The 22,907-nt window shown below is 65.4% G+C and carries 16 protein-coding genes; 5 read left to right on the top strand and 11 right to left on the bottom strand.

Features of this window, described 5'->3' with window-relative positions; all coding sequences use genetic code 11:
- Nucleotides 1-1,083 (top strand): ABC transporter ATP-binding protein, encoded by a 1,083-nt coding sequence (locus tag AC1ROK_RS17095; protein ID WP_492849045.1) that lies wholly within the window; start codon nucleotides 1-3, stop codon nucleotides 1,081-1,083.
- Nucleotides 1,084-1,363: 280 nt separating this feature from the next.
- Nucleotides 1,364-2,200: a 3-mercaptopyruvate sulfurtransferase gene (gene sseA / locus AC1ROK_RS17090; RefSeq protein WP_492849043.1), complete on the top strand. Its 837-nt coding sequence runs from the start codon at nucleotides 1,364-1,366 to the stop codon at nucleotides 2,198-2,200.
- Between the two features lie 163 nt (nucleotides 2,201-2,363).
- On the opposite strand, the gene AC1ROK_RS17085 is transcribed toward sseA, so the two are convergent.
- The 4 genes from AC1ROK_RS17085 to chvE all read right to left on the bottom strand — a co-directional run bounded on the left by AC1ROK_RS17085 (nucleotide 2,364) and on the right by chvE (nucleotide 9,782).
- Nucleotides 2,364-5,405, bottom strand: a complete 3,042-nt coding sequence (locus AC1ROK_RS17085) for an alpha-mannosidase (protein WP_492849041.1) — start codon at nucleotides 5,403-5,405, stop codon at nucleotides 2,364-2,366.
- A gap of 363 nt (nucleotides 5,406-5,768) precedes the next feature.
- On the bottom strand, nucleotides 5,769-7,040 hold the full coding sequence (gene mmsB / locus AC1ROK_RS17080) for a multiple monosaccharide ABC transporter permease (RefSeq protein ID WP_492849039.1): 1,272 nt from the start codon (nucleotides 7,038-7,040) through the stop codon (nucleotides 5,769-5,771).
- Nucleotides 7,037-8,572 (bottom strand): multiple monosaccharide ABC transporter ATP-binding protein, encoded by a 1,536-nt coding sequence (mmsA, locus tag AC1ROK_RS17075; protein WP_492849253.1) that lies wholly within the window; start codon nucleotides 8,570-8,572, stop codon nucleotides 7,037-7,039. Before mmsA ends, mmsB begins: the two co-directional genes overlap by 4 nt.
- Before the next feature lie 139 nt (nucleotides 8,573-8,711).
- Entirely contained in the window at nucleotides 8,712-9,782 is a 1,071-nt protein-coding gene (chvE, locus tag AC1ROK_RS17070) for a multiple monosaccharide ABC transporter substrate-binding protein (RefSeq protein WP_492849037.1), read from the bottom strand.
- 382 nt (nucleotides 9,783-10,164) lie between these two features.
- Between chvE and AC1ROK_RS17065 the strand changes: the two genes are divergently transcribed.
- On the top strand, nucleotides 10,165-10,932 hold the full coding sequence (locus tag AC1ROK_RS17065) for a FadR/GntR family transcriptional regulator (RefSeq protein ID WP_492849035.1): 768 nt from the start codon (nucleotides 10,165-10,167) through the stop codon (nucleotides 10,930-10,932).
- Nucleotides 10,933-11,144: 212 nt separating this feature from the next.
- On the opposite strand, the gene AC1ROK_RS17060 is transcribed toward AC1ROK_RS17065, so the two are convergent.
- From AC1ROK_RS17060 to AC1ROK_RS17035, 6 genes are all read right to left on the bottom strand, one after another.
- On the bottom strand, nucleotides 11,145-12,572 hold the full coding sequence (locus tag AC1ROK_RS17060; protein WP_492849033.1) for a gamma-aminobutyraldehyde dehydrogenase: 1,428 nt from the start codon (nucleotides 12,570-12,572) through the stop codon (nucleotides 11,145-11,147).
- A gap of 202 nt (nucleotides 12,573-12,774) precedes the next feature.
- The gene (locus AC1ROK_RS17055) at nucleotides 12,775-13,590 is read right to left on the bottom strand and encodes an ABC transporter permease (protein WP_492849031.1); all 816 of its coding nucleotides are present in this window, start codon (nucleotides 13,588-13,590) and stop codon (nucleotides 12,775-12,777) included.
- 185 nt (nucleotides 13,591-13,775) lie between these two features.
- The gene (locus AC1ROK_RS17050) at nucleotides 13,776-14,735 is read right to left on the bottom strand and encodes an ABC transporter permease (protein ID WP_492849029.1); all 960 of its coding nucleotides are present in this window, start codon (nucleotides 14,733-14,735) and stop codon (nucleotides 13,776-13,778) included.
- Complete coding sequence (locus AC1ROK_RS17045; RefSeq protein ID WP_492849027.1) at nucleotides 14,732-15,733, bottom strand: ABC transporter ATP-binding protein; 1,002 nt, start codon at nucleotides 15,731-15,733, stop codon at nucleotides 14,732-14,734. The genes AC1ROK_RS17050 and AC1ROK_RS17045 overlap by 4 nt, the downstream gene beginning before the upstream one ends.
- A gap of 269 nt (nucleotides 15,734-16,002) precedes the next feature.
- On the bottom strand, nucleotides 16,003-17,160 hold the full coding sequence (locus AC1ROK_RS17040; protein ID WP_492849025.1) for an ABC transporter substrate-binding protein: 1,158 nt from the start codon (nucleotides 17,158-17,160) through the stop codon (nucleotides 16,003-16,005).
- A 299-nt stretch (nucleotides 17,161-17,459) separates the two neighbouring features.
- Nucleotides 17,460-18,383, bottom strand: a complete 924-nt coding sequence (locus tag AC1ROK_RS17035; protein ID WP_492849023.1) for a LysR family transcriptional regulator — start codon at nucleotides 18,381-18,383, stop codon at nucleotides 17,460-17,462.
- A gap of 73 nt (nucleotides 18,384-18,456) precedes the next feature.
- On the opposite strand from AC1ROK_RS17035, the gene AC1ROK_RS17030 reads away from it, so the two are divergent.
- Complete coding sequence (locus AC1ROK_RS17030) at nucleotides 18,457-18,726, top strand: hypothetical protein (protein WP_056001410.1); 270 nt, start codon at nucleotides 18,457-18,459, stop codon at nucleotides 18,724-18,726.
- A gap of 45 nt (nucleotides 18,727-18,771) precedes the next feature.
- Here the strand turns inward: AC1ROK_RS17030 and AC1ROK_RS17025 are convergent, their stop codons facing one another.
- A complete protein-coding gene (locus AC1ROK_RS17025) occupies nucleotides 18,772-19,272 on the bottom strand; it encodes a hypothetical protein (RefSeq protein WP_492849021.1) in 501 nt (166 codons plus the stop codon).
- 192 nt (nucleotides 19,273-19,464) lie between these two features.
- On the opposite strand from AC1ROK_RS17025, the gene AC1ROK_RS17020 reads away from it, so the two are divergent.
- Nucleotides 19,465-22,806, top strand: a complete 3,342-nt coding sequence (locus AC1ROK_RS17020; RefSeq protein WP_492849019.1) for a transglutaminase family protein — start codon at nucleotides 19,465-19,467, stop codon at nucleotides 22,804-22,806.
- The last annotated feature ends 101 nt before the right edge of the window (nucleotides 22,807-22,907 follow it).

The raw sequence follows: 22,907 nt of genomic DNA, 5'->3' as shown, positions 1-22,907 counted from the left end.
ATGGCCGAAGAATTCCTGCGCCAAGAATTCCTGCGCATAGACAAGCTGGTCAAAGCCTTCGGCGGCAACCAGGTCGTCAAAGGCGTCGACCTCAGCTTCAATAAGGGCGAGTTCGTCAGCCTCTTGGGCCCCTCGGGCTGCGGCAAGACCACCATCTTGAGGATGATCGCCGGCTTCGAGCGCCCTGATTCCGGGCGCATCCTGGTCGAGGGTAAGGACATTTCCGGCCTCGCGCCGAACCAGCGCAAGATCGGCATGGTGTTCCAGGCCTATGCGCTGTTCCCTAACATGAATGTCGCCGACAATATCGGCTTCGGGCTGAAGATCGCCGGCATGCCAAAGCCGCAGCGCGAAGCGCGGGTCGAAGAGATGCTGCAGCTGATCGGCCTCTCGGGTTATGGCAAGCGCTACCCGTTCGAGCTTTCGGGCGGCCAGCAGCAGCGCGTGGCGCTGGCTCGCGCGCTCGCCCCCAGCCCCCGCATGCTGCTGCTCGACGAGCCGCTCTCGGCGCTCGACGCCAAGATCCGCGTCTCGCTGCGCGAGCAGATCCGCCAGATCCAGCGCGAACTGGGGATCACCACGGTGTTCGTGACGCACGACCAGGAAGAGGCGCTGTCGATCTCCGACCGGATCGTCGTGCTCAACGCCGGCAATGTCGAGCAGTTCGGCCAACCGTTCGAGATCTACAACCGGCCGCAGACCAGGTTCGTCGCGACCTTTGTCGGCACGCTCAACACCCTCAACGCCACCGTCGCCGACGCCGGCGCCAAGACCGTGACACTGGGCGGCACCACCGTCACCATCCCGGCGCTGCCCTCCACGGCGCGCAACGGCGAAGCGGTGGCGCTGACCATGCGGCCCGAAGCGGTGTCGCTCGCCAACGGCGCAACGCGCGACATCGTGCTCGATGGCAAGGTGGCCGAAGTCAGTTTCCTCGGCTCGGTGATCCGCCTGAAGGTCGATCTCGGCGACAACGCGGTGAACCTCGACACCTTCAACGACCAACGCACCCCGCCACCCGCGCACGGCGCGCCAGTGCGCATCGGCATCGCCTCGAGCGACGTGCTGGTGCTGGAGCGGTAGGGGCACGCCGGGCGCGCTGGCAGCGAACCACATCAGCGCCCCAGACTCGATGTCATCCCAGCGAAAGCTGGGACCCAACTCACAGCCCGCGCGAGCGGAGAAATGGATCCCAGCTTTCGCAGGGATGACACCGGTGGATGGGAGAGAACGTGCCACCAATGCAGCGGGGTGGGAGGAGATTCTTCTCCCCCCTCCCCCCATCCCGCAACACTTTGACCCGCAAGCCGATTCACCCGCGCGCCGTCCTGCACTAAGGTGCCCCGCAAATAGCGGAGCACCCATGACCACCCCTCTCGTCACCACCGACTGGCTTGCCGAACACATCGACGACCCCAATGTCGTCCTCGTCGATGCCAGCTGGTACATGCCGGCCGCCAACCGCAGCGGACACGCCGAGTACCTCAAGAGCCACCTGCCGGGCGCGGTGTTCTTCGGCATCGACGATATCGCCGACAAGACCACCACCCTGCCCCATATGCTGCCCACCCCGGCGGCCTTTGCCGAAGCAGTGGGGAAGCTCGGCATCGCCGACACCGACACCATCGTCGTCTACGACGAAGCCGGCGTCTTCGCCGCGCCGCGCGTCTGGTGGAGCTTCCGCGCCATGGGCGCCAGGGACGTGCGCGTGCTCGATGGCGGCGGCCCGAAATGGCGCGCCGAGGGCCGACCGACCGCCTCGGGCGAGGAGCAGCCGGCACCCCGAACTTTCGTGCCGCACTACCAGCCGGCGCTCGTGCAGGATTTCGATGCCGTGCTGGGGCTGACCAGCTCGAAAGCCAAAACCATCGTCGACGCCCGCCCTGGCGACCGCTTCCGCGGCGAAGCCCCGGAGCCCCGCCCCGGCCTCGCCTCGGGCCACATCCCGGGCAGCCTGAGCGTACCGGCGAGCGAGGTGACGGCGAACGGGCAGCTGAAATCGGCGGCGGAGTTGCAGGCACTGTTCGCGAAGGCCGGGGTGGATGTGACGAGGCCGATCGTCACCAGCTGCGGTTCTGGGGTCACCGCGTCGACTGTGGCGCTGGCGCTGGCCATTGCCGGGGCTAGGGATGTGGCGGTCTATGACGGCTCGTGGACGGAATGGGGTGGTAGGGCCGATGCGCCGGTGGAGAAGGGCTGAGGCGGGCTGACTGCAGGCAGACGGCCCCCTCCCATCCTCCCCCATAAAGAGGGGGAGGTGCCGCACCCAGTGTCTGGCACGATCGAAGACAGAGCCTCGACTCTTCACCTCCCCCTTTATGGGGGAGGCCGGGAGGGGGCCGTCTCTATCAGTCGGCGCGCCCCTACCCCCGCGAAACCCGCCAGCTCCTGACCTCGAACGGCCTGAGCCCCGCCCCCTCGCCGCGCTCCATGGGCTCCTCGAGAATATTGAGACTCTCGCTGAGTTCCCAGCCCTCCGGCACCTCTACGGCGAAATCGCCGCGCCGGCCTGATGGTTCATACACCCGCAGCACTAGGCCATTGCCGTCCTCGGCTGGCTTCAGCCCCGACAGCGCCGCCGGAATCCCCTCGGTCCCGATCGGCTCGTAATGCACCGCGGCCACACCGCTGGCGACGGCCGCCAGCATCGGCTGGTTCAGGTCCTCGGCTTCCTCGCGCACCCGGCCCTCGTGCCACTCGCCGGCATGCGGATAAAGCGCATAGGTGAAGCGCTGCCCGCCTTCATCGGCCAGCGGATCCGGATAGACCGGCGAACGCACGAGGCTGAGGCCGAGCACATTGGCTTTGGCGCTGTGCCCGTACTTGGCGTCGTTCAACAGAGCCACACCAAAGCCCGGCTCGCTCATGTCGAGGAAGCGATGGCCCGGCACTTCGAACTGCGCCTGGTCCCAGCTGGTATTGTTGTGCGTGGTGCGCTGCACCACGCCGTTGGCGTGCTCGAACGTGGCGTGCGTCGCCCGCACGGCCACCGGGGTCTGCGTCCTGAGCAGGCAATGCCGGTCATGCCAGTCGATCTCGGTCGCGATATCGAGCCGCACGCCATTCGCTTCGAGGATATAGGTCTGCGTCACCGTCGAGGCACGGAAGCGGCGGACGATGCGGATCGCGGCGCGCGCGGGGGTATCCTCGACCACCTTGATGCTCTCGGGCCGGTTCAGTTCGATGCCCTTTTTGGCGTAATCCTCTTCGATGTCCCAGGCGTCCCAGTCGCGCGGCTTGTCGGCCGGATAGACCCAGAGCTGGTTGCCGCGACCGGCGAGCGCCTCGCGCCCGGTCGCCTTGTGGATGAGGCTGGTGACCGTGCCGTCGAGCCCGATAGTGGCGCGCAGGTGCACATTCTCGAGATGGCTCTCGCTCACCGACAGGCCGGCCAACGGCTCGAGCGTTGCACGGGTGAACACCTTGATGCCGAGCGGCGCCATCACGTCGGCGCTCGAGAAATGCGTGCCGTCCGACAGCGTCACCCGTACCGGCCGGCGGCTGAGCGAGGGGTTCACCACGATCACCGCGTCATGCACATCGCCGTTGGGGATGCGGTTGACGATCACCGACATCGCCATCTGCTGGCGCGCCAGCGCCCGGCCGACCGCGTCGTTCAGCTCGCGCTCGGCATCCTCATAGACTTCGGCGATCGACGAGCCGGGCAGGATGTCGTGGAACTCGTTCTTCAGCACCACGCGCCAGATATGCTCGAGGCTCTCCGGCTGCTCGCCGCCGAGCAGCGCCGCCAGCGAGGCCAGCGTCTCGGCGGTGATCAGCGCCCGCTCGGCCTGCCGGTGCGCCTTCTTGGTGGCGCTCTGCGTGGTGAGCGTGGCGCGGTGCAGCTCGAGATAGATATCGCCCTGCCACACCGGCAGCTCGGTCTTCCTGCCGGTCTCGTGCGCCGCGGCGAAAAAGTCCTCGACCCGGCTCCAGCGCGCTTTGGGCAGCACCGGGAAATCCCTCAGCTGCATTTCGCGCTCGACATATTCCGGCGTCACCCCGCCGCCGCCATCACCATAACCCACGGCGAGCAGCGAGGTCTGGTGCTGCGGCTTCTGCATGAAGTTGCGCCAGGTCTTCAGGATGCTGAGCGGGTTCACCGCGCCGTTATAGCCGTGCCAGGGGTTGTTGAAGGTGTGGGTCAGCACCCGCGAACCGTCGATCCCCTCCCACCAGAACAGGTCTGCCGGGATGGTGTTGGTGTCGTTCCAGTTCACCTTGATGGTGAAGAACGAGTCGATACCGCCTTGTTTCAACAGCTGCGGCAGCCCGCCGGAAAAGCCGAAGCAATCGGGCAGCCAGCACACCCGGTGCTTGACCCCGAACTTCTGCTGGAAATAGCGCTGCCCGTAGAGGATCTGCCGCGTTAGGCTCTCGCCGGTCGGCATGTTGGTGTCGGGCTCGACCCACATGCCGCCCACCGTCTCCCAGCCGCCGGCCGCGACCTTGGCCTTGATCTTCTGAAACAGCGCCGGATCGTCTTCCTCGATCTGCGCGTAGTAATGCGCCGTCGACTGGTTGAAGCGGAAACCCGACTGCGCCAGGTACTCGTTGCTCCCCTCCATCAGCGTCACCGCGGTCGAGAAGGTACGGCGCATCTTGCGGCGGGTCTCGGCATAGGGCCAGAGCCAGGCGAGATCGATATGGGCATGCCCGGTGAGCGCAATCTCACCCTGCTGCGGGAAGCGCTGCTGCAGCTCGCGCAGCCGCTCGATCAGCTTCAGATCCGCCTTGATGACGCTCTGGCGCTGCTCTTCGCTGAGCGGCGCCGGGTTATCCTTGAGCGGCGGCAATTGCCAGATCTTCCGCTGGCCGCGCTGCGGCGCAAAGCGCGCGACATAATCCTCGGTGCCCGACGGCCATTCGAGCGCGTAAAAGGCCTCTTCCGCTGCGGCGACCAGGTGCGGCACCACCTCGTGCCCTTCGAGCTCGCTGGCCGCTTCATGCACCTGCTGCAGGCGCAGGCGGAACGCGTCGATGGCGCCATCGAGCCAATAGAGTCTGGCATCGTTCAGATGCGGCTTGCGCACCGGTTCGCCGAACGGCAGCCGCGCCACCGCTTCCGCCTCGATGCGGAAATCATGCGCCCGCACCGGGAATTCCTTGTGGTACGGGTCATTGCCGAAGCCGACATTGTCGTCCCCATAGATCAGCGTCGCCAGCGCCTCACCGCCCAGGTCGAGGAACAGCCGCGTCTCGGCGATCGGCCAGCTCGCGGGCACCGAAACGCCGGCGGCAAAGCTCTGCACCCCGTCACGGCTCGGCCACGGCGCCCCGACTTCGATCGGCTTGCCGTTCAGCGTCCAGCCGCCCACCGGTACCGTCTCGCGCTCCCGCCACCAGGTGAGCTCATCCAGCCGCACCCTGATCCGGTCCAGCCGCTGCTCGATGGAGAGAGCCATGCGAAATATCCTCGTTGCAACGTTACAATGCGCGGCGGACAAAACCATAACTGGCCGCGGCTCGCTAGGGCGGGATGCGGGAAAATGTTGCAACGTCCAACAGTGTTTGGGGATGGAGGATGGCCTGAACCACCGTGCCCACCAGGATCCCCTCTCTTGCGATTTCTAAGGCTTAGCGAAGGGCTAAGCCCAAGAAATCGCTTTCTCCCCCGCAAGGGGGGAGATGATCGGCGGCTTCCACTTGCTTTGGTGCAGCAGTCGGGACTCTCCCCCTTGGCGGGGGAGAAAGCGAAAACTTGGGCTTAGCGCAGCTAAGTCCTTAGTTTTCGCCAGAGAGGGGGGCGTGGGGAGCCATCCGACCGCCTACGCCTTGTTCTTGTTGTACAGATCGAAGAACACCGCGGCCAGCAGCACCACGCCCTTGATCATCTGCTGCAGGTCGATGTTGATGCCCATGATCGACATGCCGTTGTTCAGGACGCCCATGATGAAGGCGCCGATCACCGCGCCGGCGACCTGGCCGACGCCGCCCAGCGCCGAGGCGCCGCCGATGAACACCGCGGCGATCACGTCGAGCTCGAGCCCCTGCCCCGCCTTCGGCGTCGCCGAGTTGAGGCGGGCGGCATAGATCATGCCGGCGAGCGCCGCGAGCGCCCCCATGATGGCGAAGATGTAGAAGGTCAGCCGCTCGGTCTTGATGCCCGACAGCGCCGCCGCCTTGGGGTTGCCGCCGATGGCATAGATGCGGCGGCCGAAGGTCAGCCGCTTGGTGAGGAAGACGAAGCCGGCGATCAGGATGCCCATCACCACCAGGACGTTCGGCAGGCCTTTGTAGGACGCCAGCATATAGGTGAAGAACAGCACCAGCGCCGCGATCACGATATTCTTGGCCGCAAACAGCGCGAACGGCTCAGTCTCATAGCCGCGCGCCGTGCGGCGGGCCCGGGTGCGGATCGACAGGAGGATCATGCCGACCACGGCGACGATGCCGATGGCGAGCGTCGCCCCGTGCAGCACCAGCGGCTGCACGCCCTGGCTGGCCGGAACCAGCGTGATCGCCCCGATGAAGTCCGGGATGAACCCCGCCGAGAGCAGCTGGAACTCGGCCGGGAACGGGCCGACCGACTGGCCGGCGAGAATGGAGAGCGACAGCCCCTTGAAGATCAGCATGCCGGCCAGCGTCACGATGAAACTCGGGATGCGGTAATAGGCGATCAGGTAGCCTTGCGCCGCGCCGATCGCCGCCCCGACCACGAGGCAGATGAGGCCGGCAACGATCGGGTTGGCGAGGAACGCCAGCTCCGGCGGGAACTTCCATCCGATCATCAGCATGGCCGCCAGCGCGCCGATAAAGCCCGACACCGAGCCGACGCTGAGGTCGATATGGCCGGCGACGATCACCAGCAGCATGCCCAGCGCCATCACGATGATGTAGCTGTTCTGCAAGACGATGTTGGTGAGGTTCAGTGGCTTGAACAGCACGCCGCCGGTCGTCCACTGGAAGAACAGCATGATCAGGATCAGCACCAGCAGCAGGCCGTATTCGCGCAGGTTCGCCTGCAGGGCGCCCCAGATCGAAAGCGGCGCAGCGGCTTCTGCCGGGGTTGCAGCCTGCGGTGCGGTTTCGGTCGTCATGATGCAACTTTCCCTTCGGCGCGCACGATGGCGCGCATGATCTTTTCCTGGCTCGCCTCGGCGGTCGGCATTTCGCCGACCAGCCGGCCTTCGTTCATCACGTAGACGCGGTCGGTGATGCCGAGCAGCTCCGGCATCTCCGAGGAGATGACCAGGATGGCTTTGCCCTGCGCGGCGAGCTGGTTGATGATGCTGTAGATTTCGTACTTGGCGCCGACGTCGATACCGCGGGTCGGCTCATCGAGGATCAGCACTTCGGGGTTGGCGAACAGCCACTTGGACAGCACCACTTTCTGCTGGTTGCCGCCCGACAGGTTCCCCACCGTCTGGTAGACGCTCGAGGACCGGATATTGGTCTTCTTGCGATAGTCGTTCGCCACGTCGAGCTCGGCGAGGTCGTCGATGACACCCCAGCGCGACACGCCCCAGAGGTTGGCGAGCGTGGTGTTGTGCTTGATGTGGTCGATCAGGTTGAGCCCGAAGGTTTTCCGGTCCTCGGTGGCATAGGCGATGCCGTGCGACACGGCCTTTTCCACCGTCGAGGTATCGACCTTCTTGCCATGCAGCAGCACGTCGCCGCTCACCTTTACGCCATAGGATTTGCCGAACAGGCTCATGGCGAATTCGGTGCGGCCCGAGCCCATCAGCCCGGCGATACCGACGACCTCGCCCTTCCTGACGTTGAGGTCGATGCCCTTGATCACCTGCCGGTCGCGGTGCTGCGGGTGGTAGACCGACCAGTTCTTCACCTCGAACACCACCTCGCCGATATCAGGCGTGCGTGCCGGGTAGCGATCTTCGAGCGAGCGGCCGACCATCGAGGTGATGATCCGGTCCTCGGTGATATCGGCCTTGTCGAGCGTCTCGATGGTATGGCCGTCGCGGATCACCGTGATCCGGTCGGAAACCTTCGAGACCTCGTTGAGCTTGTGCGAAATCAGGATGCAGGAAATGCCCTGCGCCTTGAAGCCGAGCAGCAGGTTGAGCAGCGCCTCGCTGTCCTTTTCGGAAAGGCTGGCGGTCGGCTCATCGAGGATCAGCAGCTTCACTTCCTTCGACAGCGCCTTGGCGATCTCGACCAGCTGCTGCTTGCCGGTGCCGATATTGGTGACCAGCGTATCGGGGTCTTCGTTGAGCCCGACCTTACGCAGCACGGCGCGGGCGCCCTCGCGCGTCTCGTCCCAATCGACGATGCCGGCATTGGCGCGCTCGTTGCCGAGATAGATGTTCTCGGCAATCGACAGCAGCGGCACCAGGGCCAGCTCCTGGTGGATGATGACGATGCCCTTGTGCTCGCTGTCGCGGATCGAGCGGAAATGGCATTCCTCGCCATTGTAGATGATCTGGCCCTCATAGGAGCCATGTGGATAGACGCCGGAGAGTACCTTCATCAGCGTCGACTTGCCGGCGCCGTTCTCGCCGACGATGGCGTGAATTTCCCCGGCCTTGACGTCCAGGTTGACGTTCTGCAGCGCCTTCACACCCGGGAAAGTCTTGGTGATGTCACGCATCTCTAAGATTGCGTCACGCATCTCCACGATGGTGTCGGTCATGGGCGGCCTTCTGGTTGGTCCCGGTCGCCTTGCGGCGCCACGGAGCCGATTCTACTTGAGGGGGTAAAATGCCGAAAGGGCCCCGCTGTTGAGCGAGGCCCCTCCGAAGACGTCGACCTTACTGGAGGTCGGATTCCTTGATGTAGCCCGAGTCGACGACCAGCGCCTTGTAGTTGGTCGCATCGACTTCGTACGGGGTCAGCAGGATCGAGGGAACAACCTTGACGCCGTTATTGTAAGTCGCGGTGTCGAGACCTTCCGGAGTGCCGCCCGAAACCACGGTGTCGACCAGGTCGGCAGTGGTCTTGGCCAGTTCACGGGTGTCCTTGTAGACGGTCGAGAACTGCTCGCCGGCGATGATCGCCTTCACCGACGGGACTTCGGCGTCCTGCCCGGTGATGATCGGCCACGGCTGGTCGGCCGAACCGTAACCAACGCCGCGCAGCGACGAGATGATGCCGCGGCTGAGGCCGTCATACGGCGCCAGCACGCCATCGACGCGGCTGCCGTCCGAGTAGTTGGCGGAGAGGATGTTGTCCATGCGGGCCTGCGCCACGGCGCCGTCCCAACGGAGCGTGCCGACCTTGTCCATACCGGTCTGGCCGGACTTGATCACCACGTCGCCCGAGTCGATCAGCGGCTGGATGACGCTCATCGCGCCGTCGTAGAAGAAGAAGGCGTTGTTGTCGTCGGGCGAGCCGCCGAACAGTTCGACGTTCCACGGCTTGGTGCTCGGGAAGCGTTCCTTCAGGCCCTTGACCAGCGAGTTGGCCTGCAGCACGCCGACCTGGAAGTTGTCGAAGGTGGTGTAGTAGTCGACATTGCCGCTTTCGCGGATCAGGCGGTCATAGGCGATGACCTTGATGCCCGAGTCTGCAGCCTGCTGCAGCACGGCCGACAGCGTCGTGCCGTCGATCGATGCGATCACCAGGGCCTTCACGCCCTTGGTCACCATGTTCTCGATCTGGGCGAGCTGGTTCGGGATGTCGTCCTCTGCATATTGCAGGTCGACGCTGTAGCCCTTGCCCTCGAGGGCGGCCTTCAGCGAGTCACCGTCCGAAATCCAACGGAGCGACGACTTGGTCGGCATCGCAATGCCGATGGCGCCCTTGTCCTGGGCAAACGCCTGGCCGGAGAGCGCGATGGCGCCAACGGTGACGGCGGTCATAAGAAGCTTCAAGGCTTTCACTGGTTTCCTCCCGGGTAAACCTTGGTGACGGAACCGCGATCGGGACGTGCCGCCCGCGGGGAGGAAAGGTGATGGGAACCAACCATCGCAGCTTGGCCGCCGCGCCGATCCATGTCGCCAAACCGGGCACCCGGTGGCGACGCCTCCCAAACGCCCCGTAGCCGGGGCATTTCGCGCGTCCTCCAACGCGCCGGCGGAACCTAGAGTAATCAGATATCGCTGTAAAGATGTCCCCAGATCGGCTGTCGGCGAGGCGTATACCGAGCTTTCATCCTTGCTCAAATTGCTATGTGCGCATTACAATTCAGCGCTGAGGAGGGCATCGGACAGACGATAAAATTCGCGTCGGTGCCATAAAACATATCAGATAGGTGTGAGGGGAATGGCCCGTAGTGACGTGAACGCCGGCCCGGAGGATTATCCACTGACGGCGGCCGAGAGGGTGGCCAACGAGTTGGCCGAGATCATCCTGGGGGAACTCTCTCCGGGCGCCAGTATCCCGAGCGAGGCCGATATCGCCAGCCGCTTCGAGGTCAGCCGCCTGACGGTGCGCGAGGCGGTGAAGATGCTGGTCGGGCGCGGCCTCCTGCATATCGGCCGCGGCCGCCGCGCCGTCGTGCGCGAGCCCGACAGTTCGGTGTTCGCGGCGCTGCTGGTCTCCATCGTCCGCAACGACCCCAAGGGGCTGTTCGACCTGATCGAACTGCGCATGGCGATGGAATCGCTGTCGTCGGGCCTCGCCGCCAAGCGCGCCAGCCGCGCCGGGGTCCAGGCCATCGACGCCGCCATGCGCGACATGCGGGCCTCGGCGGCCGAGGCGGCCGATGGCGAAAACCCCGAGGCCGAGGCGCGCTTCCACGAAAGCGACCTGCAGTTCCACGAGGCCATCGCCATGGCCAGCGGCAACCGCGTCATCGCCTTCATCTTCGAAGCCATGGCCAAGCCCCTGCGCGAAAGCTTCGTGATGAGCCGCCGCGGCCAGACTCTGCGCGGCGCCGGCCGCGCCGAAACCGTGGAAGCCCACCAGGCCATCCTCGACGCCATCCGCGCCGGCGACCAACGCGCCGCCGTCGACGCGATGCGCGCGCACCTCAAAAGCACGGAGCTGGATATTCGCTCGCACCTGGCCAGCGGCGTGGCGGCGGCCTGAAGCGGATGGTGCAGCTTGCGCCCCCTCGCCCCTGAGGGGAGAGGGCAAGCGCAGCTTGCGAGCGTCAGCGAGTTAGCGGAGCTAGGGTGAGGGGTTCAGCCTCTCAGCATGCTGGTTCGTCCAGCATGTGGCACCGCTTCACCCCTCATCCGGCGCTGCGCGCCACCTTCTCCCCTCAGGGGAGAAGCGAAGAGGCCCCCACCCCACTCTCGTCAGCCGTGATTGATCATCACATGCCGGACCGCCGTATAGTCCTCGAGCGCATAGACGGACATGTCCTTGCCATAGCCCGACTGCTTCAGCCCGCCATGCGGCATCTCGTTGACCAGCATGAAGTGGGTATTGATCCAGGTGCACCCATATTGCAGCCGCGCCGCCGTCTGCATGGCCTTCGATACATCCTTGGTCCACACCGATGATGCCAAGCCATAGTCGCTGTCATTGGCCCAGGCGATGGCATCCTCGGGGTCGGTGAAGCGGGTGACCGACACCACCGGCCCGAACACTTCGCGGCGCACGATCTCGTCCTGCTGCAGCGCCCCGGCGATCACCGTCGGCTCGTAGAAGAAGCCCCGGTCGCCCGACATATGACCGCCGGCAGTGATCTTGATATGCGGCAGTTCCGACGCCCGCTCGACGAAGCTCGCCACCCGGTCGCGCTGGCGCTTCGAAATCAGCGGCCCGATCTCGTTGAGCGTGTCGTCGGCCTGATTGTACTTGATCGAACTCACAGCCGAACTGAGGTCGGCCACCAGCCTGTCGTGGATCTTCGGGCCGGCATAGATGCGGCAGGCCGCGGTGCAATCCTGCCCGGCATTGTAGTAGCCGAAGGCCTTGAGCCCGCTCACCACCGCCTCGAGGTCGGCATCGTCATAGACGATCACCGGCGCCTTGCCGCCGAGTTCGAGATGCGTGCGCTTCACCGATTTGGCCGCCGCCTGCAGCACCTTCTTGCCGGTGGCGACATCGCCGGTGATCGAGATCATGTTGATCTTGGGGTGGTTGATCAGCGCATTGCCGACGCTGTCGCCGCGCCCGAGGATGACATTGACCACCCCCTCGGGCAGCACCTCGGCGAACACCTTGGCGAGCTTCAGCGCCGTCAGCGGCGTCTGCTCGGATGGCTTGTAGACCACCGTATTGCCGCCAGCGATGGCCGGCGCCAGCTTCCACGCCATCATCATCAGCGGGTAGTTCCACGGCGCGATCGAGCCGACGATGCCGATCGGGTCGCGGCGCACCATCGAGGTGTGACCCGGCAGGTATTCCCCCGCGATAGAGCCCTGCATGTTGCGCACCGCGCCGGCAAAGAAGCGCCAGCAATCGACGATTGCCGGGATCTCATCGTTCTTGACCGCATTGATCGGCTTGCCGCAGTTCAGCGCCTCGAGCGCCGCAAAGCCATCGGCATCGTCCTCGATCGCCTGCGCGATCCTGAGCAGGTAGTTGGAGCGCTGCCCCGGCGTGGTCCGCGACCAGCTGGCGAACGCCTTCTCCGCTGCGAGCACGGCGGCATCGATCTGGCTGAGCGACGCCTCGGGGATGCCGCGGATCAGCTCACCGGTCCTGGGATTGAGCACCTGCTCCTCGGTTTCCGTCCCCGCCTCGAAGCGCGAGCCGATCAGCATTTCGGTGTGCATTTTCTCTCTCCCATAACTACTGCTTCACGTCGCGTGGCCCCACCCTCATCCGGGCTTCGCCCACCTCGCGGCGAGGGCCTTCGCCCTCGTCCGCTGACCATCAAGGGAGAAGGCCCGACTGAGATATCGAGGGGTGGCCTTCTCCCCTTGTGGGAGAAGGTGCCCGAAGGGCGGATGAGGGGGGGCCACACGCACTGCACGCTCATTTCCCCATCCCCGCCACCGTCTGATCTGCACCGCGGCTGAAATAGAACGCCAGCAGGATCGGCAGCAGCGTCACGATCACCACCACCATGGCGACCACATTGGTCACCGGGCGCTGCCGTGGCCGCACCAGTTCCTCGAGCATCCAGATCGGCAGCGTCTGCTGCTGGCCGGCGGTGAAAGTGGTGACGATCACTTCGTCGAAGCTGAGTGCAAAGGCCAGCATGCCGCCCGCGAGCAGCGCCGTGCCGATATTGGGCAGGATCACGTGGCGGAAGGTCTGGAACTTGTCGGCGCCGAGGTCCATCGCCGCCTCGATCATCGAGCCCGAGGTACGACGGAAGCGCGCCACCGCATTGTTGTAGACGACGACGATACAGAAGGTCGCGTGCCCCAGCACGATCGTCCAGAACGAGAACGGGATCTCCATCAGGCTGAACGCCGAACGGAGCGATATGCCGGTGATGATGCCGGGCAGCGCAATGGGGAGGATGACCAGCAGCGATATCGTCTCGCGCCCGAAGAACCGCGTGCCCGACACCGCCGCGGCGCAGAGCGTCCCCAAGACCAGTGCGATGGCCGTCGAAATCGCCGCCACCTGCACCGAGAGTGTCAGCGCCTGCCACACGTCGGGCCGGTTCCAGGTCACCTCGAACCATTTCAGCGTCAGCCCGGGCGGCGGCCACTGATAGGTCCGCTCCTCCGAGGAGAAGGCATAGAGGAAGATCAGCGCGATCGGCGCCAGCATGAAGAAGAGACCTGCGCCGGCGGCAAGTTTCAGGCCCCAGGGGGCGCGGGGGGTGTCAGGGCGCATGGGGGCCTCCGACATCGAGTGCGGGGCTCACCCCCTCCCAACCTCCCCCGTCGAGGGGGAGGTGCCGGCCGGTGTATGTGGCGAAATAGGAGAACGAGCCTCGATGGGCACCCTCCCCCTTCGGGGCGCAACCGCGTCCCCCGGGAGGGTTGCGGAGGGGGGCGGGGAGCCCGGATGCCAGGAGCTCACAACGCATCGAACGCCCCCATGCGCTTGGCCATCCACAGGTACAGCCCCATGATGACGATCGGCACCACGGTGAAGGCCGCCGCCAGCGGGATGTTCCCGGCCGTGCCCTGGTGCGCGTAGACCGCCTGGCCGATGAAGAAGGCCGAGGTGCCGATGATCTGCGGGATGATGTAATCGCCCAGCGTCAGCGAGAAGGTGAAGATCGAGCCCGCGACGATGCCCGGCAACGCCAGCGGGAAGATCACCTTCCAGAACGTCTGCATCGGCGTTGCGCCGAGATCGGACGACGCATCGATGAGGTTGGTCGGCACCCGCTCGATCGCCGCCTGGATCGGCAGGATCATGTAGGGCATCCAGACATAGAGGAAGACGAGGAAGGTGCCGGTGTAACTGATCGACAGCGAGTTGCCGCCGATCACCGGCAGCGCAAGCCAGGCATCCAGCAGCCAGGTCAGATGCAGCTGCTCGAACACCCAGTTGAGGATGCCTTCCTTGGCGAGGATCAGCTTCCAGGCATAGACCTTCACCAGGTAGCTGGCCCAGAGCGGCAGCATGATGCCCAGATAGAACAGCGCCTTCCATTTCCCCCGCGCATAGCGCGCCGCCATATAGGCGATGGGAAAGGCGATCAGCGCCGAGGCCAGAGTTACCACCCCCGCCATGATCACCGTGCGGAGGATCACGTCGAGGTTCTGCGGCCGTAACAGCTCCGCATAAGTCTTGAGCGTGAACTCGTAATTGATCAGCCCGGAGAACTCGTCGATCGAGAAGAAGCTCTGCAGCAGCAGCGCGAACAGCGAGCCGACATAGACGATGCCGAGCCAGAGCAGCGCCGGCAGCAGCAAGAGGAACACGAACAGTTTCGGCTGCCGCCAGAAGCGGTCGCTGAGCGCCCCGAGCCAGCCGCGCTGGTTCGGCAGGATGGCGCTGGAACTGCTCGCGGCGATCGCGCTCACCCGGCGTCCTCCATCAGATGCAGCGCTTCGCGCGCAAAGCCGATCGTCACCCGGTCACCATCGGCGGGCACGTCGCCGCCGGAGGGCACCACCGCATGGACCAGCGTGCCATTGACGTCGATGCCGAGCCGGGTCGTGGCGCCCAGATAGGAGCGCGACACCACCGTGCCGGTCAGCGCCGCATGGCCGCCCTCGCTGCGGATCAGGTGGATGGCCTCCGGCCTGAGCGAAGCCCAGCGCCGCTGGCCGGCAATAGTCTCGACGAATTCGGGCGCCAGCACGTTCGACGAACCGACGAAATCGGCAACGAAGCGCGAATTGGGCCTGGTGTAGATCTCCTCGGGCGTTCCCACCTGCACCAGCTTGCCGAAATCGAACACAGCTACCCGGTCGGCCATCGACAGCGCTTCGCCCTGGTCGTGGGTGACGAAGATGAAGGTGATGCCGAGCGTCTTCTGCAGCACTTTCAGCTCTTCCTGCATCTGCTCGCGCAGCTTCAGATCGAGCGCCCCGAGCGGCTCGTCGAGCAGCAACACCTTGGGCCGGTTGACGATGGCGCGGGCCAGCGCCACCCGTTGTCGCTGTCCGCCCGAGAGCTGGCCGGGCCGCCGGTCGCCATAGCCGCCGAGCTTCACCAGCTCCAGCGCCGCTTCGGCCTCGCGGGCCCGCGTCGCCTTGTCGACATTCTTCAGCATCAGCGAGAATTCGACGTTCTCGCGCACGTTCATGTGCGGGAACAGCGCGTAATCCTGAAACACCGTGTTGACGTTGCGCCGGTAGGGCGGCACGCCTTCCACCGCCTCGCCGAAGATGCGGATCTGCCCCAGCGTCGGCTGCTCGAAGCCGGCGATCAACCGCAAGCAGGTGGTCTTGCCCGAGCCCGAGGGGCCGAGCATGGCGAAGAACTCCCCTTCCCCGACCTCGAGATCGACCTCGTCGAGAGCTCTCACCGCGCCGAAATGGCGGGAAACGGTCTGCAGGGAAACGGCCGAGGTCATGCCTAGAGAACCTTCGCGTCAAGGCGCTGAGATCAACCGGAGGATTTGCCAAGGCAAATCCCCCGGGTTGTGGCCGACGATTTGCCGTTAGCAAATCGCCGGGGTCGGAGGATTTTGCCAAGAGGCAAAATCCTCTTGGAGGTGTCACCCCCGCAACGGCGGAAACCCACTCGCTGTGGACGCGAGGTTGCGCTGGGCTCCGCCGTCGCGGGAGTGACCATCGCGGGGTGAAGAGATGGCGCAGCGCGCCGTCTCCCCGGGCCGGCTTTCTAGCGGCCGCCGATAACCCCGACGTAGTCGCTGACCCAGCGGTAATACGGTACGCACTCGCCCGCCTCGCACTTGGCGGTCGGGGTCCGCCAGAAGCGGATCTTGTCGAAATTCTCGTAGCCGTTGGTGGCGCAGCCCTCATCGGTGAGGAGTTCATTGCCCTTGCAGGCGGCCGGCACCGACGGCACCGTGCCGAACCAGGCCGACACATCGCCCTGCACCTTGGGCGAGAGCGAGTGCTCCATCCACATATAGGCGCAGTTGGGGTGTGCGCTCTCGGCATGCAGCATCGTCGTATCGGCCCAGCCGGTGATGCCTTCTTCCGGGAAGGTCGAGGCGACCTTGGCGCCTTCCGCCTTCAGCACGTTGACCATGAACGGCCAGGACGAGGAGGCGACGACGCCTTCGTTCTTGAAGTCGTCCATCTGGATGAACGCATCGTGCCAGTAGCGGCCGACCAGCGTGCGCTGCACGCGCAGCAGGTCGAGCGCCGCCTTGTACTGGTCCTCGTTCAGCGCATAGGGGTCGGTGATGCCGAGCTCGGGCTTGTGCTTCATCAGGTAGAGCGCCGCGTCGGCCACGTAGATCGGGCCATCATAGGCCTGGACGCGCCCCTTGTTGGACTTGCCGTCGGGCAGCGTCTGCTCTTCGAACACCACGTTCCAGCTGGTCGGCGGCTTATCGCCAAACACTTCGGTGTTGTACATCAGGACGTTGGCGCCCCAGACATAGGGGGTGCCGTAATGGGTGCCGTCGACAGTGTGCCAGGCGGCGTTCTGCAGGCGCTCGTCGATGGTCGACCACGACGGGATCAGCGCCGTGTTGATCGGTTGCACGCGCTTGCCGGCGATCAGGCGCAGCGAGGCGTCGCCCGAGGCGGTGACGAGGTCGAAGCCGCCCTCGTTCATCAGCGCCACCATTTCGTCCGAGGTGTTGGCGGTTTTCACCGTCACCTTGCAGCCGCTATCGGCTTCGAACTTGGTGACCCAGTCGTAATTCGGATCGGTCTCACCGCGCTCGATGTAACCGGCCCAGGCGACGATCGAGACTTCGCCCTCCCCCGCGCCAAGCGACTGCAGCATCTCCTGCGCAGCCACCTGACCGGTGAAGGTCGCAACCATGGTCAAGGCCGTACACGTCTTGAGGATGGACTTCATCGATTTCTCCCTGCTCGGGCAGCGCTCCCAAATGCGCCTCATGCCCTTGGATGGGAGCTTATCGAGCGCTGTGCTATGCGCAAATGCATTCGTCCGGGGGGAGCTTTCGGAATTTCCGATAGCAAGATGACGCCGTGAGCAGTCCTGGCTCTCTTCACGTTAGTGGGCACCAACCTTCGCAATCCGCCCCGATGTCATCCCAGCGAAAGCTGGGACCCAACTCGCAGCTGGCGCGGGTGGTGAAATGGGTCCCAGCTTTCGCTGGGCGAGACGGTGGTTCATTCCATCCGCCACCACCCTCACCGCTCCTGCGCCGCCCTGCCCCGTGGCGCGTGCTGTTGTTGCGCCAGCCCGATGAAATCGCGCGCCGCCTGGGTCAGCTGGCTGCCGCGCCGCCAGACCATCCCCACCTGCACCACCGGCAGCGCCCCCGAGATGTCGCGACTCTCGATCCGGTCGCCTTCCAGCGACCACGGCCGGTAGACGAGGTCCGGCAACAGCGCGATGCCGGCGCCGGTGGCGACGAGGCTACGCACCGCCTCGACCGAGCGGGTACGAAACGCCACATTGGGCCGGGCGCTGAAGGCGGCGAGAAGTTTTCCGGTGTTCTCCTCGGTCTCGTCCACCGTCAGCATGATCAACGGCTCCGGCACGATGTCCGAAACCGAGATGATATCGGCGCCGGCCAGCCTGTGGCCGAGGGGCAGCCACAGCCGATAAGGCGAGGTCTCGAAGATCTCGGCCTGCAGCGCCACGCGGTCGCGCAGGTTGGAGATCACCATCACCGCCACGTCGAGCTCGCCGCCGATCAAGAGGTGCTCGAGATAATCGCCATTGTCCTCGATCGCCGTGACATTGACGGTGGGATAGGCCCGCCGGTAGCGCGCCAGCAGATCCGACAGCACATAGCCGGCGACCAGCGAGGTCACCCCCAGTTGCAGGCTGCCGCCGGCCGGCGCCTCGGCTTCGCCGAAGCTGCGCCGCGCATCCGAAACGCTGGCGAGAATGCGGGTGGCGTGGCGGTAGAACTGGTGGCCCTTGTGGGTGATGGTCAGCCCGCGCCGATGCCGCTCGAACAGCGTCACCCCGAGATCGGATTCCAGCTCCTTGATCGCATCGGTCACCGCCGACTGGCTGATCGAAAGCGATTGCGCCGCCCCCGACACCGTCCCCTCCTCGGCGACCGAGATGAAATACTGCAGCTGCCGCAGGGTGAAAGCCATGTCGCACTAAAGCATTGGCAGCGGGGCCGCTCAATCGCTATGGGTGGGCAAACTCGAGCTTCGGAGGCAAATCATGGGCAGCCGCGCCAACACCCTCGCCGCCATCGAGCGCCGCGTCCGCCGCATCGGCCGGCCGTTCGGCGTCAGCCTCCTGGTCGCCGAAAAGCGCAACCCCAAGATCGAGGCGCATGGCGGCTACATGCTGCGCGACGACGACACCTTCGAGATCGTCTTCGGCAATGCCGGCTACGATTTCTCCGCCAGCCTCGAGGAAATCGAGGAGTTCCTGCTGGAGTCGCGCACCGCCATGCGCGAGGAGATCAAGGGCAAGAAGAAGCGCTGATGTCTGCCTCGCGGTCGCTCGGAGCGACCCAGTGCGCAGACGTCCTCAGCGCAACACCCCCCGCACCCACTCCCGCACGCCGCGCACCCACCCCACCGCTGCCTGCCAGGCCGCGGTCGATTTCGCCCAACTGATCGCCCGGTCGCGCAGCGCAAATAGCCAGCTCAACAGCCGTGCGAACCAGTCGATCCGCATCAACGGCTGGTACACCGCATGAAAGATCCGCTCGACCACCAGCAGCGACAGTGCATGCGCCAGCAAGAGCCCGATGGTGCCGGTGATGACGTGCCCCGTCCCTGCCCACCAGATGGCGACCACCTTCATCGGCTCGATCACCACGAAGGGCACGCCCAGCGCGAGGAGCGCCGCATAGGGCGGCAACCGCCCGAGCCATTCCCCAAGCCGCTGGAACAGCCTGAGCGAACTGAGCCAGCCAATCAGCGGCCGGAACAGCGGAAACAGCAACTCGTCGAGCAGCGTGTAGATCACCACCGCTACCGTCACCACCGCCCGTCCGATGGCGCGGATCGCCCGCTGTACTGCCATGGTTTTCCTCTGCCGTTCGCGAAGGCTGGAGCGCTTTCGGGAAAAGCTGTAGGCCTTTCCGGGTCGAAAGCGCGACAAAAACAAAGAGTTAGATCGCTTCGTTGATTCAATGAAACGATCTAGCCGCGCCGTGCTTCTATGCTATCGTCGCATCGGGAAGTTTCTGTGCCTCAGTAGCGAGCGTCCGACCGTATGTCGATCAAAGCCGCGATCTATCACCTGACGCACTACAAATACGACCGCCCGGTCGTCCTCCAGCCCCAGATCATCCGGCTCCAGCCCGCGCCGCAATCCAAGACCAAGGTGCTGAGCCATTCGCTGCGGGTGTCGCCGTCGAACCACTTCGTCAACCTGCAGCAGGACCCCTACGGCAACTATCTCAGCCGCCACGTCTTCCCCGAGCCGGTCACCGAGCTGAAGATCGAGGTCGACCTCGTCGCCGACATGACGGTCTACAACCCGTTCGATTTCTTCGTCGAGGAGCGGGCCGAGATCTGGCCGTTCGAATATCCCGAAGAGCTGCGCGACGATCTCTCCATCTATATGAAGCCGCAGCCGGCGGGCCCGCTGCTCACCGAGTTCCTCCGCGGCGTCGACCGCACGCCGATGAACACGGTCAATTTCATCACAGCGCTCAATGCCCGGGTGCAGCGCGAGATCGGCTATATCGTCCGGCTCGAAACCGGCGTGCTCGAGCCTGAGGAAACGCTGACCCGCGCCCAGGGCTCGTGTCGCGATTCGAGCTGGCTGCTGGTGCAGGCACTGCGCCATCTCGGCCTCGCCGCGCGCTTCGTCTCCGGCTACCTGATCCAGTTGAAGCCCGATCTGGTGTCGCTCGACGGGCCCGCCGGCACCGACCACGATTTCACCGATCTGCACGCCTGGTGCGAAGTCTACCTCCCGGGCGCCGGCTGGGTCGGGCTCGACCCGACCTCCGGCCTGCTGGCCGGCGAGAGCCATGTACCGCTCGCCGCCACCCCGCATTATCGCAATGCCGCGCCGATCTCCGGCTTCACCAGCTTCGCCAATGTCGAGTTCGCCTTCGACATGAAGGTGAGCCGTGTCGCCGAGCATCCGCGCATCACCAAGCCGTTCTCCGACGAGAGCTGGGACCGGCTCAACGCGCTGGGCCGCGAAGTCGACGCCGAGCTGGTCAAGCACGATGTCCGCCTCACCATGGGCGGCGAGCCGACCTTCGTCTCGATCGACGATTTCGAAGCCGGTGAGTGGAATGCCGATGCGGTCGGGCCGACCAAGCGGGCCAAGGCCGATGCGCTGATCCGGCGACTGCGGGAGCGCTTCGCCCCAGGCGGGTTGCTGCATTACGGCCAGGGCAAATGGTACCCCGGCGAAACGTTGCCGCGCTGGACTTTTTCGCTCTACTGGCGCCGCGACAACAAGCCGGTGTGGCGCGACGAGACGCTGTTCGCCCATGAGGGCGTGCCCACCGCGGCCAAGCCCGGCGACGACCAACGCCTTTTGAGCGAGATCGCCGCCAATCTCGGCGTCGGCACCGAAACCATCGACGCCGCTTATGAGGATCCGGGCGACTGGCTGGTGAAGGAAGCCCGGCTACCGCCCAATGTCGACCCGGCCAATTCCGAGCTCGCCGACCCCGAGGCGCGGGCCCGCATGGCGCGGGTGTTCGACAACGGGCTCAACAACCCCACCGGCTATGTGCTGCCGGTGCAGCGCTGGAACGCCCTGCCCGACCGCACCAACCGCTGGATCACCGAGAAATGGCGGACGCGTCGCGGAAAACTGTTCCTCGCCGCCGGCGACTCGCCGGTCGGCTACCGCCTGCCGCTGAGCTCGCTGAAGCATGTCGCGCCCACTGCCTATCCGCATGTGGTGCCGCGCGATCCGCTGATCGCCGTGCTCGACCTGCCTGAGGTCGAGGAATTGCTGCAGCAGCCGGTGGAAGTGCGCGTCGGCCACCATGCCCAGCCCTCGACCTTCACCGCCGACCCCACGATCACCCAGGAAATCACCGAGCAGGTGCTGGACGAGATCGACTCGACCGTCCGCACCGCCATCACCGTGGAACTGCGCGAGGGTCGGCTCTGCGTCTTCCTGCCGCCGGTCTCGACCGTCGAGGATTATCTCGAGCTGATCGCCGCCTCCGAGGAGGCGGCAAAGACCCTCGGCCTCCCCATCCATGTCGAAGGCTACGCCCCGCCTTACGACCCACGCCTCAATGTCATCCGCGTCGCGCCCGATCCCGGCGTCATCGAAGTGAACATCCACCCGGCCGCCAGCTGGGAGGAGTGCGTCGCTACCACCACCGCCGTTTACGAGGAGGCCCGGCAGGCCCGGCTCGGCGCCGACAAGTTCATGATCGACGGGAAGCATACCGGCACCGGCGGCGGCAACCACGTGGTGGTCGGCGGCTCGACCCCGGGGGATTCGCCCTTCCTCCGCCGCCCGGATCTCCTGAAGAGCCTGATCCTCCATTGGCAGCAGCATCCGGCACTGAGCTACCTGTTCTCCGGGCTGTTCATCGGCCCCACCTCGCAGGCGCCACGCATCGACGAAGCCCGGCACGACAGCCTCTATGAGTTGGAGATCGCCATGAAGCAGGTGCCGGCCCCCGACCAGGGCCCGGCGCCGCGCCCCTGGCTGGTCGACCGGCTGTTCCGCAACCTGCTCGTCGATGTCACCGGCAACACCCACCGCTCGGAAATCTGCATCGACAAGCTCTATTCGCCCGACGGCCCGACCGGCCGGCTCGGGCTGGTAGAGTTCCGCGGCTTCGAGATGCCGCCCAATGCCAGGATGAACCTCGCGCAGCAGCTGCTGGTCCGCGCCCTGATCGCCCGCTTCTGGAAAGCGCCCAAGCAAGGCAAGTTCACCCGCTGGGGCACGACGCTGCATGATCGCTTCATGCTGCCGCAGTTCGTCTGGGCCGATTTCCTCGATGTGCTCGGCGACCTCAGGGACAACGGCTTTGCGCTCGACCCCGAATGGTTCGCGGCACAGCTCGAGTTCCGCTTCCCGTTCTGCGGCGAGGTGGAGGTCGAGGGGATGAAGCTCACCTTGACCCAGGCGCTCGAGCCCTGGCACGTGATGGGCGAGCAGGGTGCCATCGGCGGCACGGTGCGCTTTGTTGATTCATCGGTTGAACGTCTTCAAGTAAAGCTCGAAGGCCTCAACCCCGGCCGCTATCAGGTCACCGCCAACGGCCGCGCCGTGCCGCTGACCCCGGCCGGCGAGGCCGGCGTCGCCGTGGCCGGCGTCCGCTACAAGGCCTGGCACCCCGCTTCGGGCATGCACCCGGTGCTGCCGGTCAACGCGCCGTTGCACTTCGATATCTACGACACCTGGTCGGCCCGCTCGATCGGCGGCTGCACCTACCACACGGCGCACCCGGGCGGCCGCAACTACGAGACCTTCCCGGTCAACGGCAACGAAGCGGAGGCACGGCGGCTGGCTCGGTTCGTGCCGAATGGCCATACACCGGGGGCGTTCGTGCCGCCGACGGAGGAACGCTCGGCGGAATTCCCGCTGACGCTGGATTTGCGGGTGCCGGTCTAGGGGCTGACTGATAGAGACGGCCCCCTCCCGGCCTCCCCCATGAAGGGGGAGGTGCCGCGTCGCGCGTTAGGCACGATCGAAGACAGAGCCTCAACTCTTCA

The organism is Devosia sp. GW821-FHT12F11, assembly GCF_058806655.1.
This window is presented reverse-complemented; position numbering and strand designations above follow the sequence as displayed.